The sequence below is a fragment of the Streptomyces albus subsp. albus genome (assembly GCF_000725885.1).
Lineage (GTDB): Bacteria > Actinomycetota > Actinomycetes > Streptomycetales > Streptomycetaceae > Streptomyces > Streptomyces albus.
In genome coordinates, this window is sequence record NZ_JODR01000020.1 from 35,921 (window position 1) to 62,861 (window position 26,941).

Sequence of the window (26,941 nt, forward strand, 5' to 3'; positions counted from 1 at the left end):
GCATGACGCCCCGCACCGCGCCGCCACCCGGCCAGGACATCGCGGTCATCGGTATCGGATGCAGATTCCCGCAGGCCGAAGGCCCCGACGCCTTCTGGCGCAAGGTGGCCGACGGCGTCGAGACGGTCTCGTTCTTCACCCGTGAACAGGCACGGGCCGCCGGTGCGCCCGACCGTCTGGTGGACGACCCGCGCTACGTGCCCGCGCAGGCGATCCTGCCGGACGCCGACATGTTCGACGCCGCGTTCTTCGGCATCAACCCCAAAGAGGCCGACCTTCTCGACCCTCAGCAGCGGCAGTTGCTGGAATGCGCCTGGGAGACCTTCGAGCACGCCGGCAACCCGCCGGGCACCGGCCGCCTCACCGACCCGGTCGCCGTGTTCGTCGGCGGCTACCGCAACGCCTACTACGAACTGGCGGGCGCCCACGCCGACGGCGACCCGCACACCCTCTTCCAGCGTGACATCGGCAACGAGGCGGACTACCTGGCCACCCGCCTCGCCTACGTCCTGGACCTCAAGGGGCCCGCCGTCAGCGTGCAGACCGCCTGCTCCAGTTCGCTGGTCGCCGTGCACCTGGCCGCGCAGGCGCTGCGGGCCGGCGAGTGCGCCGCTGCCCTGGCCGGAGGGGTCACCGTACGCGCGGGCGAGGGCCCCGGGTACCTCGCCCCCGAGGGCAGCATCTACTCCCCGGACGGCCACTGCCGTTCGTTCGACGCCGAGGCCCAGGGCACGGTCATCGCCGAGGGCGTCGGACTGGTCCTGCTCAAACGGCTCCCCGACGCGCTGGCCGACGGCGACACCGTGCACGCCGTCATCAAGGGCTCGGCCATCGGCAACGACGGATCGGGCCGCGTCGGCTTCACCGCGCCGAGCACCGCGGGGCAGGCCGCCATCGTGCGTGCCGCACTCACCGCGGCCGGGGTCCACCCCGACACCGTCGGCTATGTGGAGGCCCACGGCAGCGCCACCCCCATGGGCGACCGCATCGAGATCGACGCGCTGACCCGCGCCTACCGGGAACAGGACTGGAGCGGCGGGCGGCGGCCGATCGGCTCGGTGAAGGCCATGATGGGCCACGCCCACGCCGCGGCCGGCATCGCCGGGCTGATCAAGACGATCCTCGCCCTGCGCAACCGCACCGTCCCGCCGGCCCTCCACTTCCACCGGCCGCACCCGCGTATCGACTTCGACGCCTCGCCCTTCCGGGTCCCGCTGACCGCCGAACCCTGGCCGCCCGGGCCGGACGGCGCACCCCGGCGGGCGGCCGTCAGCTCCTTCGGGCTGGGCGGCACCGGCGCCCACGTCATCCTGGAGGAAGCCCCCCGGCCCGTACCGCCCGTGGCCCCCGAGCACGAGGGCACCGAGCCGCGACGCTGGCACCCGCTCACGCTCTCGGCCCCCACCGCCACCGCGCTGCGCACCGTGCGGGAGCGCCTCGCCCAGCACCTCGGAGGACCCGAGGCGCCCGGGCTCGCCGAAACGGCCCACACCCTGCACCTGGGGCGGCGTCACTTCGGGCACCGCGCCGTGGCCGTCGCCGACTCGCCCGCCGGGGCGCGGGCCGCGCTGACCGACGACGCACGCTGCCCCACCGCGCAGGTGCCGGGCGTGGGCACGGCCGGTCCCGGCGGCGCCGCCCGGACCGGCTCGGCGCCGTCCGTCGCCTTCCTGCTGCCCGGACTCGGTGACCAGCACGTCGGCATGGCCGAGCGGCTGTACGCCACCGAACCCGTATTCCGCCGCGAACTCGACCGCTGCGCACGGCTGCTGGGCGACCGGCCCGGCAAGAACCTGCTGGCCGGCCTCTACCCCGACCGGCGGCCCGGCGCCGGTCCCGCACCGTCCTCCGCCGCCGAAGCCGGCACCGCGGCCGGCGGGCCGGAACCCGATCTGCTCCGCATGCTCGGCAGGGACCGCCGGGGCACAGCCGGACAGGCCGACGACGATCCCGGTCAGCTGCCCGACACCCGCTTCGCCCAGCCCGCCGTCTTCGCTGTCGAATACGCCCTGGCCAAGCTGTGGGAACACTGGGGCATCAGGCCCGACGCGCTGATCGGTTACAGCATCGGCGAGTTCACCGTGGCCTGTCTGGCCGGGGTGTTCGACCTGGAGGACGCGCTGCGCCTGGTGGCCGAGCGGGCACGGCTGATCGGCCGACTGCCGGCCGGCGCCATGCTGGCCGTGCCGCTGCCCGAGGCGGACGTGGCCGCACGGCTCGCCGACGCACCCGAGCTGGCCCTGGCCGCGCTCAACGGCCCCGGGCTCAGCGTGGTCGGCGGTCCCCGTCCCGCCGTCGAGGACTTCGCCGCCCGGCTGCGGGAGACCGGCATCGTCTCCCGCCCGGTGCGGACCAGCCACGCCTTCCACACGCCCATGATGCGGCCGGTGGCCCGGGAGTTCGCCGCCGTGGTGGCCTCCTGCACCCTGCGGGAGCCCCGCCTCCCTTACGTCTCCACCGTCACCGGCGACTGGATCACCGCCGACCAGGCCCGCGACCCCGCCCACTGGGCCCGGCACCTGTGCGATCCCGTACGGTTCGCCGAGGGTGCCGCCCGGCTGTGGGAGCAGGCCGGGCGGGTGCTGCTGGAGGTGGGTCCCGGCCGCACCCTGGGCTCCCTCGCGCTCCAGGCCCGGCCGGCGGGCGCGGCGTCCGACGTCCGCGTCCTGGCCTCGCTGCCGGCCCGTCACGAGTCCGAGCCCGAGGACCGGTTCCTGATGACCACGCTGGGCGGCCTCTGGCTGGCGGGCGCGCCGGTCGACTGGCAGGCCGTGCACGGTCACGAACAGCCCGTCAAGGTGCCGCTGCCCGTCCACCCCTTCGAGCGGCGGCGGCACTGGCCCACCGTGGCGCCCGCCTCCCCGACGGCGGCACGGACGGCGGCCGGAGAAACGTCCGTGCGGGCTGCCGGGAGCGACGACGGCGCACAGACCGCCGCGGCCCGGCAGGCCGCCCCGAACCGGCGGGAGGAGACCGCCGGCGACCGGCTCGACGGCTGGTTCCGGACCCCGGGCTGGACGGCGCTGCCCCCGCTGGCGGCGGCACCCGAGCCGCCCCCGGCGGAACCGTGGCTGCTGCTGACCGACGACTGCGGCATCGGCCGCGAACTGGCCGCCACGCTCACCCGGCACCAGGTGCCCGTCACCACCGTCGCCTGCGCGGACGGGTCCGGCACACCACCCGACGGCGCCGACCACGTCCTCGACCCCGCCGACCGGGCCGGGTGGGACCGGCTGTTGGGCGAGGCAGCCGCCGCCGGGACGCTGCCCCGGCACATCGTCCACCTGTGGACCGTCACCCCGCCCGCACCGGACGGGACCGCCACCGACGCCCAGGAGATCTGGCGCCGGGGCTTCGTCAGCCTGCTGCACCTGGCACAGGCACTCGGAGAGGCCGGGGAGGGCGGCGCACCCGTGCGGGTCACCGTCGTCTCCTCCGGGATGCAGGCCCTCCAGGCCGGGCGGGAGTCGAGCCCCGACAAGGCCGCGGTGCTGGGCATGTGCAGGGTGTGGCCGCTGGAGAACCCGGCGGTGGACTGCCGCAGCGTGGACATCACCCTCCCGGCGCCGCAGCAGGACGCGAGGACCGGCACCGGGGAGGCGGCCGGATCGGCGGCCCGGCGGACACTGGCCCGGCGGATTCTCGCCGAGTGTCTCGCCCCGGCGGCGGACAGCGCGCCCGCCGTCGTCCTGCGCGGTTCCCGCCGCTCCGCGCTGACGTATCTGCCCGTCCCGCTGCCTGCCGCCGACTCCGCACACCAGACGGACGCCCCGCCCACGCTGCGGGAAAACGGCGTCTACCTCATCACCGGAGGACTCGGCGGAATGGGCCTCGCCCTCGCCGGACGCCTGGCCCGCGACGTGCACGCCCGGCTCGTCCTGGTGTCCCGCTCCGGACTGCCCCCGCGCCACACATGGGAGTCGCTGCTGGCCGCCTCCGAGGGACGCGACGGAACGGAACCGCCCGGCGTACCGCACACCGCCTCCGCGGCGGAGCCGCAGGGAAAGCCCGACCAGGAGACCGTCCACCGCATCCGTGCCGTACTCGCCCTAGAAGAGGCGGGTGCCGAAGTCCTCGTGGTGCGGGCCGACGTGACGGACTCCGCGCAGCTGACGGCCGCCGTCGCACAGGCACGGGAGCGGTTCGGCAGGGTGGACGGCGCCGTGCACGCCGCCGGGGTGCCCGGGGGCGGCGTCATCCAGTTGAAGGACCCCGCCGTCGCGGCGCGCGTCGTCGCCCCCAAACTCACCGGCGCCCGCAACCTGGTGGAAGCACTCAGGCCGCTGGAACCGTCCTTCGTCGCCCTGTGCTCCTCCACCCTCGGAGTGACGGGCGCGCCGGGACAGGCCGACTACTGCGCGGCCAACGCCTGTCTGGACGCGCTCGCCGCCCACGAGGAGGAGAACGGCACCGGCACCGTCGTCTCCCTCGACTGGGACGGATGGACCGAGATCGGCATGGCGGTCCGCGAGGCGGCAGCCGGCCCCGCACCGGCCACGTCGGCGGCTCCGGTGGACGCGGTGTCCGGGGGCACGGCCCCCACCGACGCCGCTGCCACCGGCACGGCTGCCACGGCGTCAGCGGACAGCGACGCAACCGGCGAACCCGCTCCCGGCGGCGACGTGGACGGCCCCCCGTCCGGGCGGGAGCGGATACCGTCGGGCCATCCGCTGCTCGGCGACCGGCTTCCCGGCGGGGGTGCGGGCTGTGACGTCCACGAGGCCCGCTACAGCGCGGCCGGCACCTGGCTGGTGGACGAACACCGGATGCTGGGCCACCCGGTGGTGCCCGGCACCGGCCACCTCGAACTCGTCCGCGCCGCCTTCGAGAGCGGCACTCCGGCCGGGACCGGGCAGGAGACCGCCGTCGAACTGTCGGACGTCACCTTCCACGCGCCCATCGTCCTCGGCGAGAAGGAGACCCGCCGGGTGCGGACGGTCCTGGAACGGGACGGGGAGGTGAGCGACGGCCGCCCGGCCGACGCGGCGACCTTCCACATCCTGAGCGCGACAGGCCCGGGCGGCCCGTGGATTCGCCACTCCACCGGCCGCGTCCGGCGCCTGCCGCGGCCGGCAGCGCCCCGGGCGCGGCCACTCGACGCCCTCATCGCACGGATGAGTCCCCTCCCGCCGCCCGGCGACACCGGCCCCATGGGATTCGGGCCGCGCTCCCGCTGCCTGCGCCGCATGTGGGCCGGCGAGGGGGAGTGCCTGGCCGAACTGCGGCTGCCCGACGAGTGCACCGGCGACCTGGAACGGCTGGCCCTGCACCCGTCCCTGATGGATCTGGCCGCCGCCTACCCCGGCATCCATCTGGCCGACGCCTTCCGCATCCCCCTCGCCTACGGGCGGCTGCGGATGTACGCGCCGCTCCCCGCACATCTGTTCAGCCACCACCGTTTCACCGGGGGCGGCCCGGCCGGGAGCGGGGAGAACCGCGAGGCGGGGGCCGGCGCCGAGCAGACCTGGACGTCGGAGATCACCCTCCTCGACCCGGACGGCCACACGCTCGCCCACGTCGAGGGCTTCGTCCTCAAACACGCGGGGGTGCTCGCCGACCGGCTGCGGTCGGTACTGGAGGGCACGGCTCCCGACCTGACCGTTCACCACGGGCCGGGCGCGGACGAGGAGGAACCCCACCGGGCGCAGGCCGGCCCGGCGGCACCCGTCCGCGCGGCGGATCCGCTGGGCGACCACCTCGCACGCGGTATCGACCCGGAGCGGGGGACCGAGGCGTTCCTCCGGGTCCTGGCGGGGCCTCGGCTGCCCCAGGTGGTCATCTCCCCCCGGGCCCTGCCCGGCACCGGAGGGCGGCAGCACCCCGGGGCGGCGCAGCCACCGGGGAACGGGCAGCCGTCCACCGCCGGGACCCCGGCCGGGGGCGACGGGGCCGGGGACGCGCCGCCCGCCCGGCATCCGCGTCCCGCGCTCAGCACGCCCTACGTGGCGCCCCGCGACGGCACCGAGAAACGCCTCGCCGCGCTGATGGCGGAGCTGCTCGGGGTCGAGGACGTCGGCGTCGACGACCGGTTCTTCGACCTGGGCGGACACTCCCTGCTCGCCCTCCAGCTCCTCGCCCGGCTGCGCTCCGACTTCGGCGCGCGACTGAGCATGAACACGTTCTTCCAGTCGCTGACCGTGGCCGATCTGGCCCGGCAGTTGGCCGCGCCGGACGGCGCCGCCGACGCCGGACGGGATCCCGACCTCGCGGCGGACGGCGACGGCCCAACGAGCGGCACCTGACAGGAAGGAGGAACCCGTGGACAACCAGACCACGATCGGGGTCGTCGGCGCCGGCGTCATCGGCAGCCAGGTGGCCCAGACGTTCGCCCAGGCGGGCCACCGCGTCGTCCTCGTGGACGTCAGCGAGGAAGCCCTGGAACGGGCGAGGACGAACATCTCCCAGGCGCTGCGCTTCCACCGGCTGCTGGCCCGCCAGGACGCGGCGAAGGCCCAGGCCACCGGCCAGGGCGGAGCGGCGGGCACCGAGAGCCGCACGGCCGTACTGGAGCGGATCACCTTCACCCGGGACCTGTCGCCGCTGGCCGAGGCCGGCATGGTCGTGGAGAACGTGGTGGAGGACTGGGAGACCAAACGCGGCGTGTACGAGGCGATCGACCCGCTGTGCCAGTCCGAGTGCCTGTTCGCGGTGAACACCTCGATCATCCCGATCACCCGGGTCGCGGCCCACACGAGCCGTCCCGACCGGGTGCTGGGCATGCACTTCATGAACCCCGTACCGCTCAAACCGATGGTCGAGGTGATCCGCGGCCACCACACCTCCGACAAGACGCTGGACCGCGCCCGCGAACTGCTGGCCGGCATCGGCAAGGAGACCGTCGTGGTGGCCGACGCGGCGGGGTTCGTGTCCAACAGGGTGCTCATGCTGACCGTCAACGAGGCCATGTTCACCGTGTACGAGAACGTCGCCACCGCCGAGGACGTCGACCGGTTGTTCAAGGGCTGCTTCGGTCACCCCATGGGCCCCCTGGAGACGGCGGACCTCATCGGACTGGACACCGTGCTGCTCTCCCTCGACGGCCTCTACACCGAGTACGCCGACAGCAAGTACCGCGCCTGCCCGCTGCTGCGCCGCATGGTCGACGCCGGTCTGCTGGGCCGCAAGAGCGGACAGGGCTTCTACACCTACGCGCAGACCTGACGCGCACGTCCACATCCACGACAAGCACCGCACCGAGCGATGCGGTACCCGGCACGGCACAAGGACGGTGAGCCAGTGACGAACCTCCCGCAGACGGACGTCCGTGAGCAGATCCGCGGCTTTTTGAGCCGGCACCTGAGCGGCTACGACATCGGCGACGACGAGAACCTCTTCGACACGGGTTACGTCAACTCGCTGTTCCTGCTCCAACTCGTCGTCTTCGTCGAGAACACCCTCGGGGTGGAGGTCGAGGACGGGGACCTGCGCCGCGACAACTTCTGCTCGGTGTCCGCCATCGACACCTTCGTCGCCCGCAAGCAGGCCGCGGCCGGCACGCCGGGGCAGCCGTGACCACGGCCCGGCCCCGCTCCCGCGGCGCCCCGGACAGCCCGGCCGCACCGCCGCCGTGGACCGAAGGGCTGGAGCTGACCGACGAGCAGCGCACGGCACAGGCCGGCTTCGCGGACTTCGCCCGCCGGGAGATCCTGCCGCACGCGGACCGCTGGGACCGTGAGGAGCACCTGCCCGGCGAGGTGGTGCGCGCCCTGGCCGACGAGGGCCACCTGGGAGCCTGGGCACCCCGCGAACACGGCGGCGCCGGGTTGGACCCGGTCACCTTCGGGCTGCTCAACGAAGCACTCGGGCACGCCTGTTCGTCCGTGCGCAGCCTGCTGACCGTGCACAGCATGGTGATCCGCGCGGTGACGCGCTGGGGCGGCAGCCGGCTGCGGTCCCGCTGGCTGCCCGCGCTGGCGAGCGGCACCGCGGTGGGGGCCTTCGCCCTCACCGAGCCCGAGGCCGGCTCCGACGTGGCGAGCCTGCGCACAGCCGCCGAGAAGACCGCCGACGGCTACCGGCTGACGGGCGGAAAGCGTTGGATCACCTTTGGCCAGGCCGCCGATGTGTTCCTCGTCTTCGCCCGGTGCGACGACGGCCCCGCGGCGTTCCTCGTGGAACGGGACGCCCCCGGCTGCACCGTCGAACCCGTCACGGGAATGCTCGGGACCCGGGCCGCCATGACCGCGCACCTGCACTTCGACGGGTGCGCCGTACCGGCCGAGGCCCTGGTGGGCCGGGCCGGGTTCGGACTGAACGCCGTGGCGGCGGACGCCCTGGAGACCGGGCGCTACAGCGTCGCGTGGGGCTCCGCAGGACTGGCGCGTGCCTGCGTGGAGGCCTCGGCCCGGCACGCCGCCGCCCGCGAGCAGTTCGGCCGGCCGCTGGCCCAGCACGAACTGGTGCAGCGCCTCATCACGGAGATGGCCGTCAACACGAGTGCGGCACGGCTGCTGTGCCTGCGCGCCGGACGCCTGCTGCACAGCGCCGACCCGCAGGCGGTGGAGGCCGTGTGGTCGGCGAAGTACTTCGCGGCGCGCAGCGCCTTCCGGGCGGCGGCGGACGCGGTCCAGGTGCACGGCGCGCGGGGCTGCGGCCCCGACGCCCCCGTCCAGCGGCTGCTGCGGGACGCCAAGATCATGGAAATCATCGAAGGCACCACCGAGATCCAGCAGACGGTGATCGCTCAGTCCGTGGTCCGGGAACTGGCCGGGCCCGCGGGGCTGTCGGCCCCGGCGCAGAACAGGGGAGTGCACAGCGGTGGGTGAGACCAAGAAGTGCGTCGTGTGGGACCTCGACAACACGGTGTGGGACGGAGTGCTGCTGGAGGGCGACGAGCTCACGGTGCGCCCGGGCGTCCGGGAGGCGCTGCGCACCCTGGACGGCCGCGGCATCCTCCACTCGGTCGTGAGCCGCAACGAGCCGGAGCCGGCTCTCGCACGGCTTGCGGAGCTGGGACTCGCCGACTACTTCCTCGCCCCGCGCATCGGCTGGGGCACCAAGTCGCAGGCCATCCGGGACATCGCCGCGGAACTCGGCATCGCCACCGACTCGTTCGTCTTCGTCGACGACGACCCCTACGAGCGTGCCGAGGTCGCCCACGTCCTGCCCGAAGTGCTCTGCGTGGACGCCGCGGACGTGCCGACGCTCGTGGAGAGGGCCGAGCTGTCCCCCGCGCACATCACCGCCGAGGCCCGCGACCGGCGGCGGATGTACCAGGCGTCGGCCCGCCGCAAGCAGGCCGAGGAGGAGTTCGAGGGTCCCCAGGAGAGCTTCCTGGCCTCGCTCGGGATGCGGCTGCGCATCATCCCCGCCCGCGAGCAGGACCTGCGGCGCGCCGAGGAGCTGACGGTGCGCACCCACCAGCTCAACGCGACCGGCCGCACCTATTCCTACGCGGAGCTGGACGCCCTGCGCACCTCCTCCACCCACCAGCTGCTGGTCGCCGAACTGACCGACCGCTTCGGCCCCTACGGTGTCATCGGCCTGGCACTGGTGGAGACCGGCAAGGAGGCGTGGACGGTACGGCTGCTGCTGATGTCCTGCCGGGTACTGTCCCGCGGCATCGGCGCGATCATGGTGAACCATCTGCGCCGCCGTGCCCGCGCCGCCGGCTGCCCCCTGTACGCCGACTTCGTCCGCACCGACCGCAACCGCATGATGTACATCGCCTACCGTCTCGGCGGGTTCACCGAGGTGGGGCAGGACGGGGACGTGCTCAGCCTGCGCGCCGACGACGACGCCATCCCCCCGCTGCCCGACTACGTGGAGCTGCTCACCGACGAGGACTGAGCAGGCCGTCAGGAGGGCCGCACCGGGCGCACGGCCAGCACGGCGATGTCGTCCGCGTTGTCCGCCCCCAGCCGCAGCAGCAGTTCGTCGCAGAACACGTCGAGGGATTCCCGGGCGAGGTCGGCGGTGTGCTCACGCAGCAGCTCCATGCCGTCGTCGAGGGAGCCTCCGCGGCGTTCGATGAGCCCGTCCGTGTACAGCAGGACGGTCGCGTCGGCGGGCACCAGGTCCCGGGCGCCGGGCCGGGGCGCTCCGGGGTCCACACCGAGCAGCAGTCCCGCGCCGTCCTCCAGATAGCGGGTCTCGCCCTCGTAGGTGGTCAGCAGCGGCGGCAGGTGCCCGGCGGAGGAGTGCTTCAGCTCCCAGGTGCCCTCGGCCGGCCCTTTCACCACGGCGTACACGCAGGTCGCGGTGGCCTCCTGATACAGACTGTGGTGGGCGGTGTCCAGCCGGCGCAGTACCGTCTCCGGGGGCTCCTGGCGGTCGATGGCGATACCGCGGAGCATGCTGCGCAGCTGGCTCATGGCGATCGCCGCCTCCAGATCGTGTCCCGCCACGTCCCCGATGACCAGTGCCGTACTGCCGTTGGGCACCACGAAGCTGTCGTACCAGTCGCCGCCGACCTGCGCGGTGGCGGAGGAGGGGGCGTAGCGCGCCGCCATCCGCAGGTGCGGGACGTCGGGGAGGACGGGAAGCAGGGAGTGCTGGAGGCGTTCGGCGATGTCCTGCGTCGTCTGGTACAGGCGGACGTTGTCCACGCCCAGCGCGAGATTGCGGACCAGATCGTCCACCAGGGGCAGATCCTCCCCGGTGAACGGCTCCGCCCCGCCGGTACGGGCCACCGTCACCGCGCCCATGATCTCCTGGCGGGCACGCAGGGGCGCCACCACCGCGCTGTTGGCGCCCATCCGCTGGATCAGCTCCAGATGCCGGGCGTCCAGCGCGTTGCGGGCGGGCCCCGCCTCGGAGGCGTCCGTCAGCAGCAGCGGGCCCGCCCCTCTCAGCACCCGCGCCAGCGCCCCTTGGGCTTCCTCCGAGACGGAGGGCAGCGCGCCGGTGCGGATGTCGAAGGGCACCCGCTGGGGATCGCGGTGCACGACGCAGGCTCGTTCGACCCGGCCGTGCTCGTCCACCAGATCCAGCACGCACCAGTCGGCCAGCCGCTGGGTCAGCACCAGGCAGACGCGCCGCAGCCCCTCCCGCAGATCGGCGGTGCCGCTCAGCGCGCTGCGGGTGTCGGCCAGCAGCGCCAGCCGTTCCAGCTTGTACGCGTCCTCGTCGCCGCCGGTGCTCGCGCTGACGGGCTCCCGCGCCGGCACGCCGGCCGGCTCCTGCGGAAACGGTGCGCGTTTGCGTTCGGGAGCGTGGCTGTAGGGGGTGGCGGCCCTGGGCGTCAGCTGGGCGACGAAGACCGTCTCGCCCTCGGCCGTCTCCTGGGGCTGGATGAGCAGACGGACCGGGACCAGTTCCCCGTCCCGGTGCTGGGCGGGCAGCGGCACGGAGCGGCCCATGATCCGGGGCATACCGGTGAGCAGCAGGGAGCCGAAGGCGGCGAGGTGACGGCCCCACAGATGCTGCGGGATCAGCACGGTGAGCCGCTGCCCGACGAGTTCCTCCGCGTACCAGCCGAGCATGTCGGCCGCGGCGTCGTTGGCCGCGATGATCCTGTTGTCCTCGTCGGCGGCGATGGTGGGGGTGCGGCTGTCCCGTACCTGCCCGGCCTCCCAGGGGGCGAGCTGGGCGGGTGTGGCGCCCGGCTCGCGCGGGACGACCGTCCACGCGGTGGGGTCCTCGCCGTCGAGCTGGCGGACGATCTGGTCGAACAGCCACGTGTGGAAGTCACGGTGGTGGGTGAAGGACGGCCGGGCCAGCAGCCGCCCGTCGCGGGCGGCCTCCTCCGTCCGTTCCAGCACCCGGCGCAGGGTGTCCACCGCCGGCGCCGCGTCGCTGGGAACCGCGATCCGCACCGAGCGGATGTCCGAGGCCGGCTGCTGGGTCTCCAGGGCCGCTGCCAGCCATGCGGTCACCCGGGTGCTCGTCTCGTGCGCGGTCAGAGCGTCCCGCGTCGACACCCCGGCCGCGCGGCCGGGAGGGGTGGCCAGCGCGAGTTCACGCAGCAGCGCGTGTCTGCGCATACGGCAGGCGGTGTACAGGGCGTGCGGCAGGTCGACCAAGGCGACCGTCGTGTGCGGCCCGGACGGCGGCCGGGCCGACTCCCAGGTGGACGGCGCCCACGGTGCGGGACCGTCCCCCAGGTCGAACCACACGGTCTTGTGCTCCTCGCCCGACCGGACCCCGTAACGGGAGGCCAGCTCCTCGACCATGACCAGCCCCAGCCCGGTGCCCGCTCCCGCGCAGGTTCCCGGGGGAAGCGGCGGGCGGTCCGGCTGCCGGTCGCCGACCTGGACGCGCACCCTGCCGTCCGTGGCCGAGACCGACACCTCGAACGGTGCCGGCGTGCAGCACCGCGTTGGTGGCCAGCTCGCCGAGCAGCAGCTCGGCGGTGTCCACGACCGGGTCCGGCGTCCCCTCCAGGGCGGTCCGCACGAAACGCCGGGCCGCCCTCACGCTGTCGGGCCGTGGGGGGAACCGTCGCGTGGATGCGTCCTGGCCGTCGACGTTGCCCATGCCACCAGTCTGCGCGGAGAGGGGCGGGCCGGGCCGCATCCGTGGCGTTCCCGCTGGCAGACGGAGGGTGCCGGTCCGCCAGCGGAGTGACGCGCTCTCGGCGGCGGCCCCCCGGTCCGGCTCGCCGCCGGTGATCGTACCGTTGCGTTCATGACATGGTGGGAGGGTGCAGTGATCGCCGTTGCGGGCCTGTGGGCCGGCGGGATCAACACGGTGGTGGGCTCGGGGACGCTGGTGACCTTCCCGGTGCTCGTCGCGCTCGGCTGGCCGCCGGTGACCGCGACGACGTCCAACGCGGTGGGCTTGATCACCGGCTCGGTCACCGGTGCCTACGGGTACCGGCACGAGCTGGCCGGACAGCGCGGCCGGGTGATCCGCTACGCGGTCGCCTCGTTCCTCGGCGCCATCGGGGGAGCGGTGCTGCTGTTGTCGCTGCCCCAGGACGCCTTCGAACTGGTGGTTCCCGCACTGGTCGGCCTCTCGGTGCTGCTCGTCGCCGTCCAGCCGCTGGCGGCGCGGCGGCTGCGCACCCGGAACGGCGCGGACCGCTCCGGGCCGCTGCTGTACGTCCTCATCTTCCTCGTCGGCGTCTACGGGGGCTACTTCACCGCCGCGCAGGGGATCATGCTCGTCGGCGTCATGGGTTTCCTGCTCGCCGACTCCCTCCAGACGCTGAACGCCTTCAAGAACACCCTGTCCGCCGTGGTGAACATCGTGGCGGGGGCCGTGTACGCCGTCGTCGCCCCCGTCAGCTGGCCGGTCGTCGGGGTGCTCGCCGTCAGTTCCACGCTCGGCGGCCTCCTCGGTGCCAGGGTCGGCCGCAGGCTGCCGCCCCAGGTGCTGCGCGCGACGGTGATCGTCATCGGTCTGGCGGCGGTCGTCCACCTGCTCCTGTGACCCGGCCCCGTGGCCCGACGGCGGGGACCGCCGCACCTCGCAGCCGCCGGTGACGGGGGCCTCCCAGCCGATGCGGTGACCGTACGTCCGCCGGATCCCGGCGCTGCCCGCCGTCCTCGGCGTGATCACCGGCAGCGGCATGCCCCGGAAGACGAGGGCCACCGGCCCCGCCGCCTTGTCGTTGTTGATACGCCGCCTCCTTGACGATCCGCTCGCGCGGGGCGCCGGCGGGCCTCGAAGGCCGCGAAGACGGAGGGGATGTCGGGGCGGCCCCGCACGGCCCCGGGCCGGCTCGACGGCGTCCTCGGGTGCGTTCGTCGCGCCGACGATGAGCGCTTTCGCGACAGAAACACCCCTCACCCTGAGTTATTTGGATAGGTCTGGTTAAACATCGGGCAGGGTGCGGCAGGCGTGCGAGCAGTACGACGACGAACAACTCGCCACCGTCGCCGACTTCCTGACCCGGTCGGCCCACGCCCAGTCCGAGGCCACCCGCCACCTCGGCTGACCGCACCCAAAGTCACCACCGGCCCGCCCCCCGGCCCCCGGCAGCCGGCACGATCATGGCCGGTTGCAGGCCTGCCCCCCCGCCTGTCGCGGTACCCACGCGCCGCCGCGTCGTTGACGCCGGTGCGGCTTCCCGGCCGTTCCGGCCGGCAGCCGGCACCGAGGCCCGCCCGGCGACAGCACCGCGGACCATGCGGACGGGGCGGGGGAGGGGAGAGGGGCGGGCATGACCGGACACGACCAGGCGGGCAACGACGCGAGCGCACTGCGGGAGTCCTACGAACTGTGCGCACGGGAGATCCGGCGGCACCTGCCGCCCCTGTGGACGGCGACCGACATGCTGCCTTCCGCGGTCCGCCCCCACCTCCACGCCGTGCACGGCTTCGCCCTGCGCACCGACCGCATCGCCGACGAGGGGACACCCGAAGGCCGCATGCGCCGCCTGGCCCGCTGGCGCGCCGAGACCATGACCGACCTGCGCACCGGGCACAGCACACATCCGCTGCGGCGGGCGTTCGTGGACACGGTGCTGCGCCACGGCCTCGACCGGACGCTGGTCGAGGAGTTCCTGGACGCCGTCGGCCAGGACTGCGCCGCCCCGCCCGCGTTCGAGACCTTCGCCCAGCAGCGGCACTACCTGCGGGGCGTCACCGGCACCATCGCCGAACTCTGGCTCCCGCTGCTGGGACCGCACGGGCCCGACGCACCCGCGCTGGTGTCCGCGCTGGGCGAGGCCTGCCAGATGGCCGACATCTTCGAGGACCTGCCCGGTGATCTGGCCGCCGGCCGCTGCCATCTGCCGCGAGGCGACCTGCGCGACCTCGGACTGGAACCCGCCGACCTGCTGAGCGGCGGCCGACGGGAGGCGCTGGACGAACTGGTCGACCGGCAGCTCACCCGGTGGCAGAGCCTGCTGGAGGAGGCCGTACCGGTCACCGGGGCCGTCGAAGCCGCCTGCCGGCCGTTCCTGCACGTCCTCCTGCTCGGCGCGCAACTCCAGTACGACGAGGCGGCCCTGCTGCGTTCCCGCGTACTGACCGACGGCGTCGCCCCGCTCACCCCGGCCGCCACGGCACGCCGGCCCCCGGCCACGGTGCGGCCCGGCCACGCGATGCCCGGCCACGTCGCGGTGATCATGGACGGCAACCGCCGGTGGGCCCGGCGGCGCGGACTGCTCGCCTGGCAGGGCCACCACGCGGGCGGGCGGGCGCTGATACGCCTGGTCAACGCCGCGCTACGGCTCGGCATCCGGCACCTGACCGTCTACGCCTTCTCCACCGAGAACTGGAACCGGGCCCAGCAGGAACTGGTCACCCTGTTCGCCGCCGCGGCCGACGCGGCACTCCAGGGCGCCGCATGGCTGCACGAACTCGGCGTACGGGTGCGCTGGTGCGGGCGGCGCGACCGCATCGAACAGTCCCTCGCCGCCGCGCTGGCCCTGCTGGAGAGCATGACCTTCGGCAACGACGTGCTGAACCTGACCGTCTGCGTCGACTACGGCGGACGGGACGAACTCGCCGCCGCCGCCCGCGCGCTGGCCGCCGAGGCCGTCGCGGGCACCCTGCGTCCCGAGGACATCGGCCCCGACGACCTCGCCCGGTGCCTGTACGCACCCGGCCTGCCCGACGTGGACCTGTTGATCCGCACCTCCGGCGAACAGCGGCTCAGCAACTTCCTGCCCTGGCAGCTCGCCTACGCCGAGCTGCTGTTCACCCCGGACCAGTGGCCCGACTTCGGGCTGGCACAGCTGCGGGAGGCGTGTGCCGTCTACGCCTCCCGCGAGCGCCGCTACGGCGCCGGGCTCCCCGCCCCCGCCACCCCGGCAAAACCGACCCGGACCGGATGACCCGGACCGGTTCCGCCCGCCCGGGGAGCGGACGGACCCGCTGCTCGGGTCCGTCGGCGCCGTGCCCCGGCCATTGGCCCACCGCACCGGCGCGGATCGCCCCAGCCGGGCGGAGGGCCCGTGGGCGGGTCCGCCGTCAGCGTTTCGGCGGGGTGTAGACGCCCTCGGCCGACAGATGCGCCAGCACCGTGCCGGTGGAGAAGACGGGCTTGCCGAACGTCGCGGAGAACGCCTCGACCAGATCGGGGGTGGGGTGCAGCGGCATATCGCCCACCCGGACCTTCAGCGGACGGTCGGCCGGCACCTGCCCGGCGGTCAGCCGGCCCTCGGCCACACCGCAGCGGAACAGGGAACGGTGCCCCGCCTCCACGCCGTTGACCACGCACGTACCGGACGCCACCTCTTCCCGCAGCGTGCCGCGGAGGCGGGTCACCCGGAAAGTCCCCTGCGGCGTGCGCACGGTGAGCCCGCCGTCCAGGCCGCCCTCTCCCCGGGCCTTCGACAGATCGTTCAGCGAGGGCTCGCCCCTCCCGGTCCGTACGGGAAAACGCAGGGCGGCACCTTCGGAGCCCTTGATCAGCCGGGCCGGCGGCACCGCTTCCACCACCGCCTCCAGCCGGTCGAGCTGTGCCTGGGCCGGGGCGGTCCAGCGGATCTCGACCCAGGCGTCGGAGACGGTTCCCCAGGTGTCGTCCACGGAAGCCGCGGCTGCCGTGCCGGAGAACTGGGCCAGCAGCGGCGAGGCCATGGCAGCCCCCAGTAGTGTTCGTCGCATCGTGTCCATCGGTGGCACACCATCCTTCCCCGGGCCGCAGCGCACGGCCCCCCGGCAGGATCGTCCGACCGTCGGAACAACCTCGGTCGGCAAACCACTCGAAAGAGGGAGCGTGCTCGCGGTCCCGGGCGCCGGGAGCGGCGCTGAGCACACCACGGCAGCCGGTGCCCCCAAGGACGCCGCACAGGGTGCCGCCGCGTCCCCGGCCCCCGGCCGCACCGTCCGGGACATACCGCGCACAGGCCGTTGACCTGCCCGGACAGGCGCGCACCCGTCCGGGACAGCCCGGCCCCCTTCCTCCCCGCCGGGGCCCGCACCGAAGATCGAAGGCGTCGGCATCCCCTCCCGGACACCGCATGACCGGGCCGTCTCTCACCGCCACGGGGGAGGTGAGGGACGGCCGACCGTACCGACGGGTGCGGCACCCGCCTCCGGCTCGCGCTGTCCGCCCGCAGAACACCCGCCGGCCGCCCGACACGCGGCCGGCGGGGTCAGTCGGCGGGCTCGACGCGGAACAACTGGTGGCGGCCGGTGGTGCACCGCTGGGCGACGGCCTCGGTGCGCTCGGCCGTGACGGGCTCCGCCATGCCCACGCAACGGCCCCCTTCCGTACGCAAGGTCACCACACCGCGGCCGGGGGCGGGCACCACCTGGAACAGTTCGGCACGGTCGCAGGCGTCCCAGGGCTCCAGCAGCCCCTTGCCGGGGCCCGAGTCGAGGACCTTGAGGCAGCCGGTACCGAACTCGGGGTGGTGCCACTGGATGCGGTAGCCGTCCGAGCCGGGCTCGCGGCGCAGCTCGGTCTTCTGCGGCGGCGCCTCGTCGCAGGGGCGCTGGACGGCGACCTGCGAGTGATAACGACCGTCGCGGACATGACCGTCGGTCAGGCACAGCCGGTCGGCCGACAGCGGGTGCAGACGGATCGCGCCACGGGGTATTTCCCCCTTCTCCCGGGCGGTTCTCGTCGTTGTCTGTCCGGACGATTCCCGGGCGGCATCGGCCGCGGTGGCCGGTCCGGGTCCGGGATCCTCACTCCGCGTGCCGAGCACCCCGGCCGTCGCGCCGACCAGCGCGACCACCGCCAGCGGCACCAGCAGACGGGGCCGCAGCAACCGGCGGTACGGGCGGGAACGGGATGCGTGGGTACCGCGCCCTTCGGTATCGGTGTCGGGGACGGGTGCGGCGGGGACGGGACCGGGCCCGGCTGCGGTGGGATTCGGTCCGTCGGGTGCGGGTGCGGGTGCGGGTGCGGGTGCGGGTGCGGGGCCGGCGGGTGCGGGGGCGGCGGGTGCGGGGGCGGTCTCGGCCGGGTCCTCCTCGGAACGTAGGCCTGCGGCGAGCGTGTCCCGGGCGGCGAGCCATGCGTCCACCCGCTCCTCGTGTCCGCAGGCCCTGATGAAGGTGGCGAGCAGTTCGGGCCGGGGCAGTCTCCTGCCGCTCAGCATGGAGGAGAGTGTGCTGCGCGGCAGCAGCTCACCCTTCGCGGCAGCGCGCTGCTCCAACTGCCGCAGCGTGAGACCCGATTCCTCTTTGAGACGTCGCAGGCCCTCCAGGAAGGCGGGGACGTCCTGAGTGTGTGGTAACCCGGTCTTCTCCTGGAAATCCATGCCGTACCAGTATCAGAACGGTAACCGCCTGACCACTGCTGATCGGGCCTGTCCGGGGGCGGGCGGGGCGGTGGTGCGCAGCAGCGCGGCGCCGCCGATCCGGACCGGGCCGGACGCCGCCGAGGGGCACGGTGACTTCACGGCCCCGCGGGTGAGCGGGGTCCGGGCCGGGACTCTCGCGACGGTCCGGGCCCGGGGTCGTGCGACGGTCCGGCGGCGGAGTGGCGCGGGCCGGCCGCCGGGGCCTGCCGGGAGGCTGTCGGCCGGCGGCCGGAGCCCTCGGCCGCCGTCGCGGCGTTCGCGTCGGCGACCGCCTTCACCAACTGCTGGTGCACCGCCTTCGGCAGCGGTGCCCCCTGCACCGTCTCGACCAGATCGTCGGCCAGACGGTGCAGTTTGGTGTTGGTGTTCTGGGAGGTGGTGACGAGGACGCTCCAGGCCGCCTGGGGGGACAGGCCGAAAGTGGCCATGAGCATGCCGCGGGCCAGGTCGATCGTCGGCCGGGTCTGCATGGCCCGGCGCAGCTGGCTCACTTCGGTGCGCAGATCCTGGTCGGCGTCCTCGTGCGGATCGCCGGTACCGGGTGTGTCCTTGTCGTCGTCTGGGCTGTGCTGGGTGAACAACTCCCGCGCTCCGGTCAGGATGAGCAGCCGCTCAACCGCGGGGCTGCTGGTGTGGATGGGACGGTCTGCCTCGGTCCGAGCGCCTGCCGGCGCGGGCGGAGCAGGACGTGGAGCCCGGCGCGGTCACGGCGCACGGCCCGGCATGGAGCCGGGCCGGTGCCGCCGCCGGGCAGCAGAAGCGCTCGGTGCCCGGTGCGGGCCGGCCCGGCCGCGCGGGCTGCCGCGGCGGCGTTCGCCCCGTACGCTGACACGGGTCCGGTCGCCCTCGGGTGCGGCTTCGACGGCCGGGGCGCACAAGGGGGTTCCGCCCGCATGCTGTCGCGGCCCGTCCGATCGGCGTGCCGCCCGCCGGGAAGCCGCTCGGGACGCCGCGGCCTCCGGAGTGTTCCGTCATGGACGTCCCTCCCCTCTCCTCGGGGCCGGCCTCGGTGTCCGGCGCGCTCCTCCTGGTTTCACATGTCAGAAGATACATGAACTCTAGTACGTGTTATTGGGTGCGTGAATGCTGGGGCAGTAGAGTTGGCGCATGCACGGAGTGCCAGAGCCACACACCGGATGGACGTTTCTGACAAATCACGCACGAGTGCTGGCAGCCATCGCGGATGACCACGGCGCCCGCATCCGCGACATCGCCGCGCACTGCCGACTCACCGAGCGCGCTGTACAGAAGATCATTGCCGACCTGGAGCGGGACGGTTATCTCTCGCACACCCGCGAAGGCCGCACGAACACCTACCAGATCGACCCCAGCAAGGTGCTGCGCCACCCGGCCGAAGCCGGTCTGACGGTGGCGTCGCTGCTCTCCTGGCTCGTCAAGGACGAGGCCGACCGCAAGACGACCCCCGACGAGCGGTCCCGCCCCCGCGCCACGGCCTGACCGCCGTCGCCCCTCAGCGGGGAAGACCGCCCGATCCCGGGTCGGCCCGGAGGTGCCGGTGCGGTATCCGCCCCGGCGCCCGGGGCGGGGGAGCGGCCGGGCCGGCCGCGTCGCGGCCCCGCGCTCAGCGCGTACGGGCCAGCGGGTGGGTCCGCAGCCGGGTGCCGTGGTGGCGGCGCAGACGGTGCAGCTCCAGCAGTCCGCCCACCGTCGTGGCGTGATGACGAGCAGCGCCAGCGACGCGGTCACACCGTTCTCCAGCGCCTCGCGGAGCGAGAAGCCGCCCGCCGAGACGGTGTGGACGCCCAGCGCGGTCACGAGGCTGGTCAGTACGCGGACTTGCCTGAGCCGTTCGACCAGCGGATCCACGGATTCGGGGATCCGCGGCGGGTGGAAAACGCGCCGCGCGGCCTCCGTGGGCCGGACGATCCCGCGCTGTCGCTCCCCGAGCCGGCCTGCCCCGTCCCCCGCCACGAGCCGCCCCCTGTCGCTGTGGCTCTTACCGGACCGGCGGCGATCCTGTGTACGTCCACCGGTACGGGGGGCGTTCGCCCGCGGGCGCGCCCGCGCCCGGTCGCGCGCCGCTCGCCGTCATCTGCCGGGGCGCCGCCGAACAGGACACACCATCCCGGGGCGACTAGCCTGGAACATCCGGTATGTCCACTGTGTCCGGGAGGCGTCATGGCGCTCGACCAGCTCGCAGAGCACAAGGAGGCGGTCCGCCGCTTCCTGGAGGAGGAGCGGGACGCGGACCGCGTGACCGAGTACCCCGAGTTGTGCACCGCGGACTACGCCGAACACGATCCGGCGATGCCGCAGGAGACGGTGGACCTGGAAGGGGCCCGGGAGGTGTACGGGGGAGTGGCCACGGCCTTCGCGCTCCGGCACACGGTCGAGAGCATGGTGGCCGAAGACGATCTGGTGGCCGCGCGGTTCACGGTGCGAGGCCGGCACATCGGTGAGTACCAGGGGATCGCGCCGAGCGGCCGGACCTTCGAGGCGGCCGGCCAGGCCACCTTCCGGTTCCGCGACGGGAAGATCGCGGAGTCGTGGTTCAACTGGGACTTCCAAGGCATGCAGGAACAGCTCCGCCCGGACTCCGCCACTCCCTCGTGAAGACCCGTCGACCGGGCCGGTGACAAGAGGCGCGACGCAGGCGGCCCGGCGGGGCCGGTCACAGTTCTGCCGCCCGCGGCCCGGCGAGCTTGGCCCGCACACGGTCGCGGAGGAGTTCGTACTCCTCGCGGAGTCTGCGTCATTCGGTGACCGGAGGGCGGGGCACGACGACGCCACCGGTGACCGTCTCCCCGGGGCCGAACTGCTCGCGGGTCAGGTCGATGTCGACGCCCATGCCCAGACGGTTCCACCAGTGGTAGTCCACGTGCTTCCCGCCGGCGTACACCTCTCCTCGCACCAGTTCGCCGCCCAGCAGGTCGTTGAGCACCATCGCGGTGACCCCGCACTGGTCCCGGGCCGGATTGTCCCCGGACCAGCGCGAGCGGTACTCGGGTGTGCACGTCTCCGCGCTCCAACTGCTGCGGACGGCGCGTTCGATGTCGCTGAGAAGCCACGGTGTCATGCCGGTCATTGTGCCGACCGGCACTGACAGCGGCCGGCGCCGACGGCCCCGGCACCGGCCGGACAGGACCGTGCGAGCCGCGTTCCGTTGCTGCGCGCCGCCCGCTCAACGGTTCCGCCACACCAGCGTGTACCGCCAGAACAGCCGTCGGCGCAGACGCGCCCCGGGCAGTACCGCACGGGCCTGGCGGACGATGTCGGGGAAGCTCTCCTCGGCCGGCCGCGTCGTGGCCGTCATCGACACGGGGCGGGGCGCCGTGCGTCCCCTGTTCCTGGCCCAGCCCATGAGGGCGTTGAGCGGCGCCGCCACGGCGGAGAGCAGAAAGTCGTATGGCGTCGCCGCGCGTGCCACCCCGAGGACCACCAGCGTTCCGCCGGGCGCCAGATGGCGGCGGAAGAGGGCGAGCGCCTCGGCCGACGGCAAGTGGTGGAGGACGGCGACGCAGGTGATGACGTCGTAGGAGCCGGCGGGAAACTCCGTCAGCGCGTCCGCGGTGACGAAGGTGACGGGAGCCGCCGCGGGGGTCAGCTCCCGCGCCCGGGCGGTGATCCCCGGGTCGGAGTCGATGCCGCACACGGTGCGGGCACGTCTCGCCAGGCGCCGGGCCAGATCGCCGCTCCCGCAGCCCACGTCGAGGGCACTGCCGAAGCGCCGGGGGAGCTGTCGCACGATCCAGCGGTGGTAGTGCGCGTTGTGGTCCCACGGGTGGGTGGCGTTGAAGCGCTCAAGAGCCTGAAGCGCGCGATGCAGCGGTGTCGTCATGCCGTCACCCCATCAGGAACCGGGCGCTGGTGCGCAATCGAGCGCCGGGTGCCGACGCGCAACCGGGCTGCGCGCGCCGCCGGGACGGACCGGTGGCCGGGGGCCAGGGACCGGGACGGCCGCCGGCGCTGTCCGGGACAAGGTACGGCCCGGTCGCTGACCAGCCCGGACAGCGCACCGGCTGTCCGGGACAGCGGAAGATCTGGCCACCGCGTCGGCGGCTCACCAATGCTGGCGGCAGCCAGGAGGGGACCCTGCTGGCACACGAGAGGGGAGACGAACATGCGCAGCACAGCGAAGCGCGCCTTCGCCACACTCGCCACGAGCGCGGCCGTCGTGATGATGGCCGCGGCGGGTGCTTCGGCCGCCACGTCCGGGGCCGCCCCGGCCCCCGCGGGCGCGGCGGGCGTCACGGGCTGGGAGTACATCGGCGAGTTCTCCAAGTCGGCGTGCTACGAGCTGCGGGACTCCTACGCCGGCTCGGCCAAGTGCGTCCGCAACGCCGGCGGTCTGTACGACCTCTACGTCTGGGTGTGAGCCGGTGCTCTCCCGGACCAGTGCGCAAGGCCGCCGCCCGAGGGGGGACGTGAGGCGGCCCGCCGATCCGTGAGAGCCGTCCACCAGGCCGTACCGACCGGGTCCGGCTCCCGCGGTGTGCCGCCGGGGGCCGGACCCGCGCTGTGAGCATCCCGCAGGACGTGCCGTCCTGCCGGCACGTTCTGCGGGGCCCGCCCCCGGGCACGGTGCGGCAGGCGGCGGAGCCGAGGTCGCCGCCCGCTTCCGTGGCTCGCCCGCGCACCGGGTGACGTGCGGGACGCCGGAGCCCTCGGACCCGCTCCCGGGCCTGGCCGCAGACGCACGCAGACACTTGAGTGCGCGTACTCAGGGGACCGGCGGGGCCCCGGCCCGGCGCCCGGTACTCAGCCGGGCGAAGGCGACGGTGAGTACCGGTGCGGATACCGGCGGGCCCGGTTCCTTCCTAGCGTCGGGCACATGGACAACTCCTTCGCATCCGATGCCGGTCCGGCACCGGCCACTCCGGAATCCTCCGTCCCGGCACCCGCCGCCCCCGCTTCCGGAGCGGGCGGTACGGCGGGGCGCCGCCGCACTCCCGTCGAGTGGCTGGGGCGGGCCGCGCTGGCCTGCGCGGCGCTGCTCCTGGGGGCGTTCCTGTGGGTGTTCGGGCCGCTGCTGGCGATCTCCTGCTCGTCCTGCCAGGACGGTGTGCGGGCGCCCTCCGTCTTCGTCGAAGGGCTGCTGGTCGTTGTCGTCGGGGGAGTGCCCATGATCGCGCTCGGCACGGTGATCGCCGTTTTCGCGGCCCGGCGCGGTGCCCGGGCCGGTGGCATCGGACTGGGCGCCCTGGCGCTCCTCACGCTGGTGCTGCTGATGTCCATGAGTGCAGGGAGCTGACCCTCGGCACGGGCTGTTCCGCAGCGCTTCCACGCGGCGGTAGGACGCGTTTGCAATAACAAGCGCGTGCAATTAACGTGACCGAAGGCGCGTCCCGAGGAGCCCACCGGTACCCCGGAGGCGGCGGGTCATTTGCCGCAGCGCGCCCTCATCACTCTTCTGCCGTTGCACGACGCGGTCGCGCGGACCCGTGGCCGCGAAAGGATCAGCACCATGACCACCCCCACAGTCACCCTCAACAACGGCGTCACCATGCCGCAGCTCGGTTTCGGCGTCTTCCAGGTCCCCGACGAGGAGACCACCGCCGCCGTGACCACCGCGCTGGAGGCCGGATACCGCAGCATCGACACCGCAGCCGCCTACAACAACGAGACGGGAGTGGGCCGCGCCCTGGCCGCCTCCGGCATCCCCCGCGACGAGCTGTTCGTCACCACCAAGCTGTGGAACGACGACCAGGGCCACGACTCGGCGCTCGCCGCCTTCGACGCGTCGCTGGAGAAGCTCGGCCTCGACCACGTCGACCTGTACCTCATCCACTGGCCCGCCCCCGAGCGGGACCGCTACCTCGACACCTGGCGCGCCCTGGAGCGGATCCACGCGGAGGGCAGGGCGCGGGCCATCGGCGTCTCCAACTTCCAGCCCGCCCACCTTCAGCGGCTGCTGGACGAGACCGGGATCGTGCCCGCCGTCAACCAGATCGAGCTGCACCCCCGCCTCCAGCAGGCCGAGCTGCGTGCCTTCCACGCCCGGCACGGCATCGCCACCGAGGCGTGGAGCCCGCTCGCCCAGGGCGCACTGCTCGGCCACGAGACGATCACCGCGCTCGCCGAGCGGCACGGAAAGACCCCGGCGCAGATCGTCCTGCGCTGGCACCTGCACCTGGGGAACATCGTCATCCCCAAGTCGGTGACGCCCGAGCGCATCCGGCAGAACCTCGACGTGTTCGACTTCGAGCTGTCCGACGACGAGATCGCTCAGATCGGTGCCCTGGACGACGGCACCCGCACCGGCCCGGACCCGGACACCTTCAACTGACGACAAGCGGCACCCGCGCGGCGGGTGCCGCTTCGTCCTCCCCCTCGCACCCCAGGAGGAATCCGTGCAGATCGACCTCTCCGGCCGGACGGCCCTGGTCACCGGCTCCACGCAGGGCATCGGTGCGGCCATCGCGGCGGGGCTCGCCAGGGCCGGCGCGCGCGTCGCCGTCAACGGCCGTAGCCGCGAGTCCGTGGACGCCGCGGTCGACAGGCTCCGCGGGCAGACGGACGGTACCGCGTTCGTGGCCGCCCCGGGGGACATCACCACCGACGACGGTGCCCGGCAGGTGGCCGAGGCCGTGCCGGACGCCGACATCCTCGTCAACAACCTCGGCATCTTCGGCTCCAAGGACGCCCTGGAGATCACCGACGAGGAGTGGCGCCGCTACTTCGACGTCAACGTCCTGGCGGCCGTACGGATGATCCGCGGGTATCTGCCGGGGATGAAGGAGCGCTCCTGGGGCCGGGTGCTGAACGTGGCGAGCGACTCGGCGGTGGTCATCCCGGTCGAGATGATCCACTACGGCATGTCCAAATCGGCGCTGCTCGCCGTCACCCGCGGCTTCGCCAAGGACGCGGCGGGCACCGGGGTCACCGTCAACTCCCTCATCGCCGGGCCCACCCACACCGGCGGTGTGGAGGACTTCGTCTACGAACTGGTCGACCCTTCCCTGCCGTGGGAGGAGGCCCAGCGGGAGTTCATGCGCGAGCACCGGCCGCAGTCGCTGCTCCAGCGGCTGATCGAGCCCGAGGAGATCGCCAACATGGCCGTCTACCTCAGCTCACCACTGGCCTCGGCCACCACGGGCGGCGCCGTACGGGTGGACGGCGGATACGTCGACTCGATCCTGCCCTGACGCCCTGCGCCGATGTGGCAGCGAGGAGGGCCGCCCCCGGTGAGGCGCCGGGGGCGGCATCCCTCAGCCGGCGTTCCCGCCGCGGCCCTTACCCCGGACGTAATCGACGGGCGGCCCGCACCCCGGCAGGCTGGGCGCCATGACATCCAGCACCGCGGACAGCACCCGCGCCACCGTCCAGAAGTTCCTCGCACTCCGCCTCGCCGGGGACACGGAGGGCCTGACCGCGCTCTTCGCCGACCGCGTCGACTGGCTGCTCGCCGAGAACCCCGCCGTTCCCTGGATCCGGCCCCGCTCCACGGCCGCCGAATGCGCCGCGCAGTTCACCGAGTTGATGGAGCACACCGTGCCCGAGGACGCCCGCGCTTCGGTCGACACCTTCCTCGTCGACGGCACCGATGCCGTCCTGACGGGGCACGTCTCGGGCACCGTCCGCGCGACGGGCAAGTCCTTCGAGGGGCCCTTCGCGCTGCGCCTCACGGTCGAGGACGGCCGGATCACCCGGCACCACCTCTACGAGAACAGCCTCTCGATCGCGGAGGCGTGCGTCTCCTGACGGCGACGTCCGGCTTCGCCCCGGTGGTCGGCCTCGCGCCGCCGTACGCGGACCCCCGCGGCGCGGGCGTTCAGGCGTCCCGGCCGCTGGCGGCACCGCGGTTCAGCAGCGCCGCGCACCAGCGGAAGTGGCCGTCGGTGCCGTCCGTGCCGAACAGGTCGTAGGTGCACAGCGCATAGGCGGTCCGGTACAGCGCCATGACCTCGGCGTCGTGGCCCAGCACCGCCGCGAACAGGCCGGTGAGCTCGGCCGTGTGGTGCTCCGCGTGGGGTCCGTACATGTCCCAGACCGCCGCCGTCACAGCGGCCTCGAACGCCGGGTCGCCGGCTGTGGTGAAGAATCCGAAGTCCAGCACTGCCACGGGGCGTCCGGCACTGTCGACGTGGATGTTGGGCGGGACGAGATCGCCGTGGACCGCGGTGACGGGCGTGTCCGGCAGCGCCCGCAACGCCGCGGCGGTCCGCTCCACCACCGGGGCGAGACCGGGCACGGCCGCGGCGAGTGCGTCGCCGTTGCGGCGGGCGGCCCGCTCGACCAGGGCGGCGAGGGCGTCGGGGAAGCGGGTGTGGCCCTCCCACAGCGGGCGGTCGTCGCCCCGCACTGTCAGCTGCCGCATCGCGGGCGAGCCCGGCACGGAGGCCAGTCCGCGCACCACGGTGAGCAGCGCCTCCGTCTCCGGCGCGGGAAGATCGCGGGGCGGGGGCGTCCTGGCGGAGTCGTCGCGCAGCGGCACCCCGGGCAGCTCCCGCTCGTAGGTGACGAGGACGCCGTCGCGCTCCTCGGAACCGAGGATCCGCGGCGTGGCGAAGGGCAGCGGATGGCGGGCGATGTCCGCCTGGACCCGGCTGACCAGGTCGAGACCGGCCGGCGGCCGTCCGTCCCACACCTTGGCGATCGTGCCTCCGCCGAGCCGGTAGACGGTGCCCTCGGCGCCCGCTGCCAGGGGCCGGGGCGCGGGGTGGCCGGAGGAGGCGAAGTACGCGAGCCAGTCCTCTGTGTGCCGTCGGGGATGTGTGGTCATGGGCGCAGTACATCCCGCCGTCCCGGCTCCGCGCATCTCCGTTCCGCCGGGTACGGAGTGTGTCCGGGAAACAGGTGCGAGGTCAGTCCTGTGCGGCCCCGGCGGGCCGGTGTGCGCGAGTACCTGACCGTCGTCACCGTCGCGGCCGGTATCGCGGTGCTCACGGC

Annotated in this window: 20 protein-coding genes and 1 pseudogene; 14 read left to right on the plus strand and 7 right to left on the minus strand. The window is 73.9% G+C overall.

Annotation, left to right across the window (positions count from 1 at the left end; all coding sequences use genetic code 11):
* The first annotated feature begins 2 nt into the window (after positions 1-2).
* From IO40_RS0123115 to IO40_RS0123135, 5 genes are all read left to right on the plus strand, one after another.
* A complete protein-coding gene (locus tag IO40_RS0123115; RefSeq protein WP_051719299.1) occupies positions 3-6,242 on the plus strand; it encodes a type I polyketide synthase in 6,240 nt (2,079 codons plus the stop codon).
* Entirely contained in the window at positions 6,196-7,161 is a 966-nt protein-coding gene (locus tag IO40_RS0123120) for a 3-hydroxyacyl-CoA dehydrogenase family protein (protein WP_106963954.1), read from the plus strand. Before IO40_RS0123115 ends, IO40_RS0123120 begins: the two co-directional genes overlap by 47 nt.
* Before the next feature lie 75 nt (positions 7,162-7,236).
* Complete coding sequence (locus tag IO40_RS0123125; RefSeq protein ID WP_033229546.1) at positions 7,237-7,512, plus strand: acyl carrier protein; 276 nt, start codon at positions 7,237-7,239, stop codon at positions 7,510-7,512.
* A complete protein-coding gene (locus IO40_RS0123130; RefSeq protein ID WP_016473150.1) occupies positions 7,509-8,765 on the plus strand; it encodes an acyl-CoA dehydrogenase family protein in 1,257 nt (418 codons plus the stop codon). The genes IO40_RS0123125 and IO40_RS0123130 overlap by 4 nt, the downstream gene beginning before the upstream one ends.
* Positions 8,758-9,789 carry an HAD-IIIC family phosphatase gene (locus IO40_RS0123135; RefSeq protein ID WP_016473151.1) on the plus strand — a complete coding sequence of 344 codons (1,032 nt, stop codon included), beginning with the start codon at positions 8,758-8,760 and terminating at the stop codon, positions 9,787-9,789. The genes IO40_RS0123130 and IO40_RS0123135 overlap by 8 nt, the downstream gene beginning before the upstream one ends.
* 8 nt (positions 9,790-9,797) lie before the next feature.
* On the opposite strand, the gene IO40_RS0123140 is transcribed toward IO40_RS0123135, so the two are convergent.
* Entirely contained in the window at positions 9,798-12,203 is a 2,406-nt protein-coding gene (locus IO40_RS0123140; RefSeq protein WP_016473152.1) for a SpoIIE family protein phosphatase, read from the minus strand.
* A gap of 364 nt (positions 12,204-12,567) precedes the next feature.
* On the opposite strand from IO40_RS0123140, the gene IO40_RS0123145 reads away from it, so the two are divergent.
* Both IO40_RS0123145 and uppS read left to right on the plus strand, forming a co-directional pair.
* Positions 12,568-13,314 (plus strand): sulfite exporter TauE/SafE family protein, encoded by a 747-nt coding sequence (locus tag IO40_RS0123145; RefSeq protein ID WP_030407033.1) that lies wholly within the window; start codon positions 12,568-12,570, stop codon positions 13,312-13,314.
* 733 nt (positions 13,315-14,047) lie between these two features.
* Complete coding sequence (uppS, locus tag IO40_RS0123155; RefSeq protein WP_016473155.1) at positions 14,048-15,667, plus strand: polyprenyl diphosphate synthase; 1,620 nt, start codon at positions 14,048-14,050, stop codon at positions 15,665-15,667.
* Between the two features lie 136 nt (positions 15,668-15,803).
* Here uppS and IO40_RS0123160 read toward each other — a convergent pair whose 3' ends face one another.
* The 3 genes from IO40_RS0123160 to IO40_RS37120 all read right to left on the minus strand — a co-directional run bounded on the left by IO40_RS0123160 (position 15,804) and on the right by IO40_RS37120 (position 18,672).
* Entirely contained in the window at positions 15,804-16,442 is a 639-nt protein-coding gene (locus IO40_RS0123160; RefSeq protein ID WP_234335609.1) for a hypothetical protein, read from the minus strand.
* 491 nt (positions 16,443-16,933) lie between these two features.
* Positions 16,934-18,049 carry a helix-turn-helix domain-containing protein gene (locus IO40_RS0123165; protein ID WP_031176060.1) on the minus strand — a complete coding sequence of 372 codons (1,116 nt, stop codon included), beginning with the start codon at positions 18,047-18,049 and terminating at the stop codon, positions 16,934-16,936.
* 137 nt (positions 18,050-18,186) lie between these two features.
* Positions 18,187-18,672, minus strand: coding sequence for an ANTAR domain-containing protein (locus IO40_RS37120; protein WP_016473158.1), 486 nt, complete (start codon positions 18,670-18,672; stop codon positions 18,187-18,189).
* Positions 18,673-19,198: 526 nt separating this feature from the next.
* Between IO40_RS37120 and IO40_RS0123175 the strand changes: the two genes are divergently transcribed.
* Together IO40_RS0123175 and IO40_RS0123185 are read left to right on the plus strand one after the other, a co-directional pair.
* Entirely contained in the window at positions 19,199-19,549 is a 351-nt protein-coding gene (locus tag IO40_RS0123175; RefSeq protein ID WP_016473159.1) for a helix-turn-helix transcriptional regulator, read from the plus strand.
* A 681-nt stretch (positions 19,550-20,230) separates the two neighbouring features.
* Positions 20,231-20,665 (plus strand): ester cyclase, encoded by a 435-nt coding sequence (locus IO40_RS0123185; RefSeq protein ID WP_016473160.1) that lies wholly within the window; start codon positions 20,231-20,233, stop codon positions 20,663-20,665.
* Between the two features lie 58 nt (positions 20,666-20,723).
* Here the strand turns inward: IO40_RS0123185 and IO40_RS33975 are convergent.
* A pseudogene (locus tag IO40_RS33975) lies at positions 20,724-21,128 on the minus strand (YunG family protein).
* A gap of 105 nt (positions 21,129-21,233) precedes the next feature.
* Positions 21,234-21,890, minus strand: coding sequence for a class I SAM-dependent methyltransferase (locus IO40_RS0123195; protein WP_016473162.1), 657 nt, complete (start codon positions 21,888-21,890; stop codon positions 21,234-21,236).
* A gap of 282 nt (positions 21,891-22,172) precedes the next feature.
* Between IO40_RS0123195 and IO40_RS0123200 the strand changes: the two genes are divergently transcribed.
* The 5 genes from IO40_RS0123200 (at position 22,173) to IO40_RS0123220 (ending at position 25,753) form a co-directional block, all read left to right on the plus strand.
* The gene (locus IO40_RS0123200) at positions 22,173-22,427 is read left to right on the plus strand and encodes a hypothetical protein (protein WP_016473163.1); all 255 of its coding nucleotides are present in this window, start codon (positions 22,173-22,175) and stop codon (positions 22,425-22,427) included.
* Between the two features lie 456 nt (positions 22,428-22,883).
* Positions 22,884-23,303 (plus strand): hypothetical protein, encoded by a 420-nt coding sequence (locus tag IO40_RS37125; RefSeq protein WP_031176061.1) that lies wholly within the window; start codon positions 22,884-22,886, stop codon positions 23,301-23,303.
* 213 nt (positions 23,304-23,516) lie between these two features.
* Entirely contained in the window at positions 23,517-24,338 is an 822-nt protein-coding gene (locus IO40_RS0123210; protein ID WP_016473165.1) for an aldo/keto reductase, read from the plus strand.
* Between the two features lie 64 nt (positions 24,339-24,402).
* Positions 24,403-25,197: an SDR family NAD(P)-dependent oxidoreductase gene (locus IO40_RS0123215; RefSeq protein WP_016473166.1), complete on the plus strand. Its 795-nt coding sequence runs from the start codon at positions 24,403-24,405 to the stop codon at positions 25,195-25,197.
* A gap of 139 nt (positions 25,198-25,336) precedes the next feature.
* On the plus strand, positions 25,337-25,753 hold the full coding sequence (locus IO40_RS0123220) for a nuclear transport factor 2 family protein (protein ID WP_016473167.1): 417 nt from the start codon (positions 25,337-25,339) through the stop codon (positions 25,751-25,753).
* Between the two features lie 70 nt (positions 25,754-25,823).
* On the opposite strand, the gene IO40_RS0123225 is transcribed toward IO40_RS0123220, so the two are convergent.
* Entirely contained in the window at positions 25,824-26,774 is a 951-nt protein-coding gene (locus IO40_RS0123225) for a phosphotransferase family protein (RefSeq protein WP_016473168.1), read from the minus strand.
* Positions 26,775-26,941 lie beyond the last annotated feature (167 nt).

What these genes read in the sequence shown, in the direction of transcription:
- IO40_RS0123165 (WP_031176060.1), bottom strand. Translation starts at nt 18,049, where the DNA reads ATGGATTTCCAGGAGAAGACCGGGTTACCACACACTCAGGACGTCCCC.
- IO40_RS0123160 (WP_234335609.1), bottom strand. Translation starts at nt 16,442, where the DNA reads ATGCGACGAACACTACTGGGGGCTGCCATGGCCTCGCCGCTGCTGGCC.
- IO40_RS0123145 (WP_030407033.1), top strand. Translation starts at nt 12,568, where the DNA reads ATGACATGGTGGGAGGGTGCAGTGATCGCCGTTGCGGGCCTGTGGGCC.
- IO40_RS0123195 (WP_016473162.1), bottom strand. Translation starts at nt 21,890, where the DNA reads ATGACGACACCGCTGCATCGCGCGCTTCAGGCTCTTGAGCGCTTCAAC.
- IO40_RS0123225 (WP_016473168.1), bottom strand. Translation starts at nt 26,774, where the DNA reads ATGACCACACATCCCCGACGGCACACAGAGGACTGGCTCGCGTACTTC.
- IO40_RS0123185 (WP_016473160.1), top strand. Translation starts at nt 20,231, where the DNA reads ATGGCGCTCGACCAGCTCGCAGAGCACAAGGAGGCGGTCCGCCGCTTC.
- uppS (WP_016473155.1), top strand. Translation starts at nt 14,048, where the DNA reads ATGACCGGACACGACCAGGCGGGCAACGACGCGAGCGCACTGCGGGAG.
- IO40_RS37125 (WP_031176061.1), top strand. Translation starts at nt 22,884, where the DNA reads ATGGACAACTCCTTCGCATCCGATGCCGGTCCGGCACCGGCCACTCCG.
- IO40_RS0123210 (WP_016473165.1), top strand. Translation starts at nt 23,517, where the DNA reads ATGACCACCCCCACAGTCACCCTCAACAACGGCGTCACCATGCCGCAG.
- IO40_RS0123220 (WP_016473167.1), top strand. Translation starts at nt 25,337, where the DNA reads ATGACATCCAGCACCGCGGACAGCACCCGCGCCACCGTCCAGAAGTTC.
- IO40_RS0123115 (WP_051719299.1), top strand. Translation starts at nt 3, where the DNA reads ATGACGCCCCGCACCGCGCCGCCACCCGGCCAGGACATCGCGGTCATC.
- IO40_RS0123200 (WP_016473163.1), top strand. Translation starts at nt 22,173, where the DNA reads ATGCGCAGCACAGCGAAGCGCGCCTTCGCCACACTCGCCACGAGCGCG.
- IO40_RS0123175 (WP_016473159.1), top strand. Translation starts at nt 19,199, where the DNA reads ATGCACGGAGTGCCAGAGCCACACACCGGATGGACGTTTCTGACAAAT.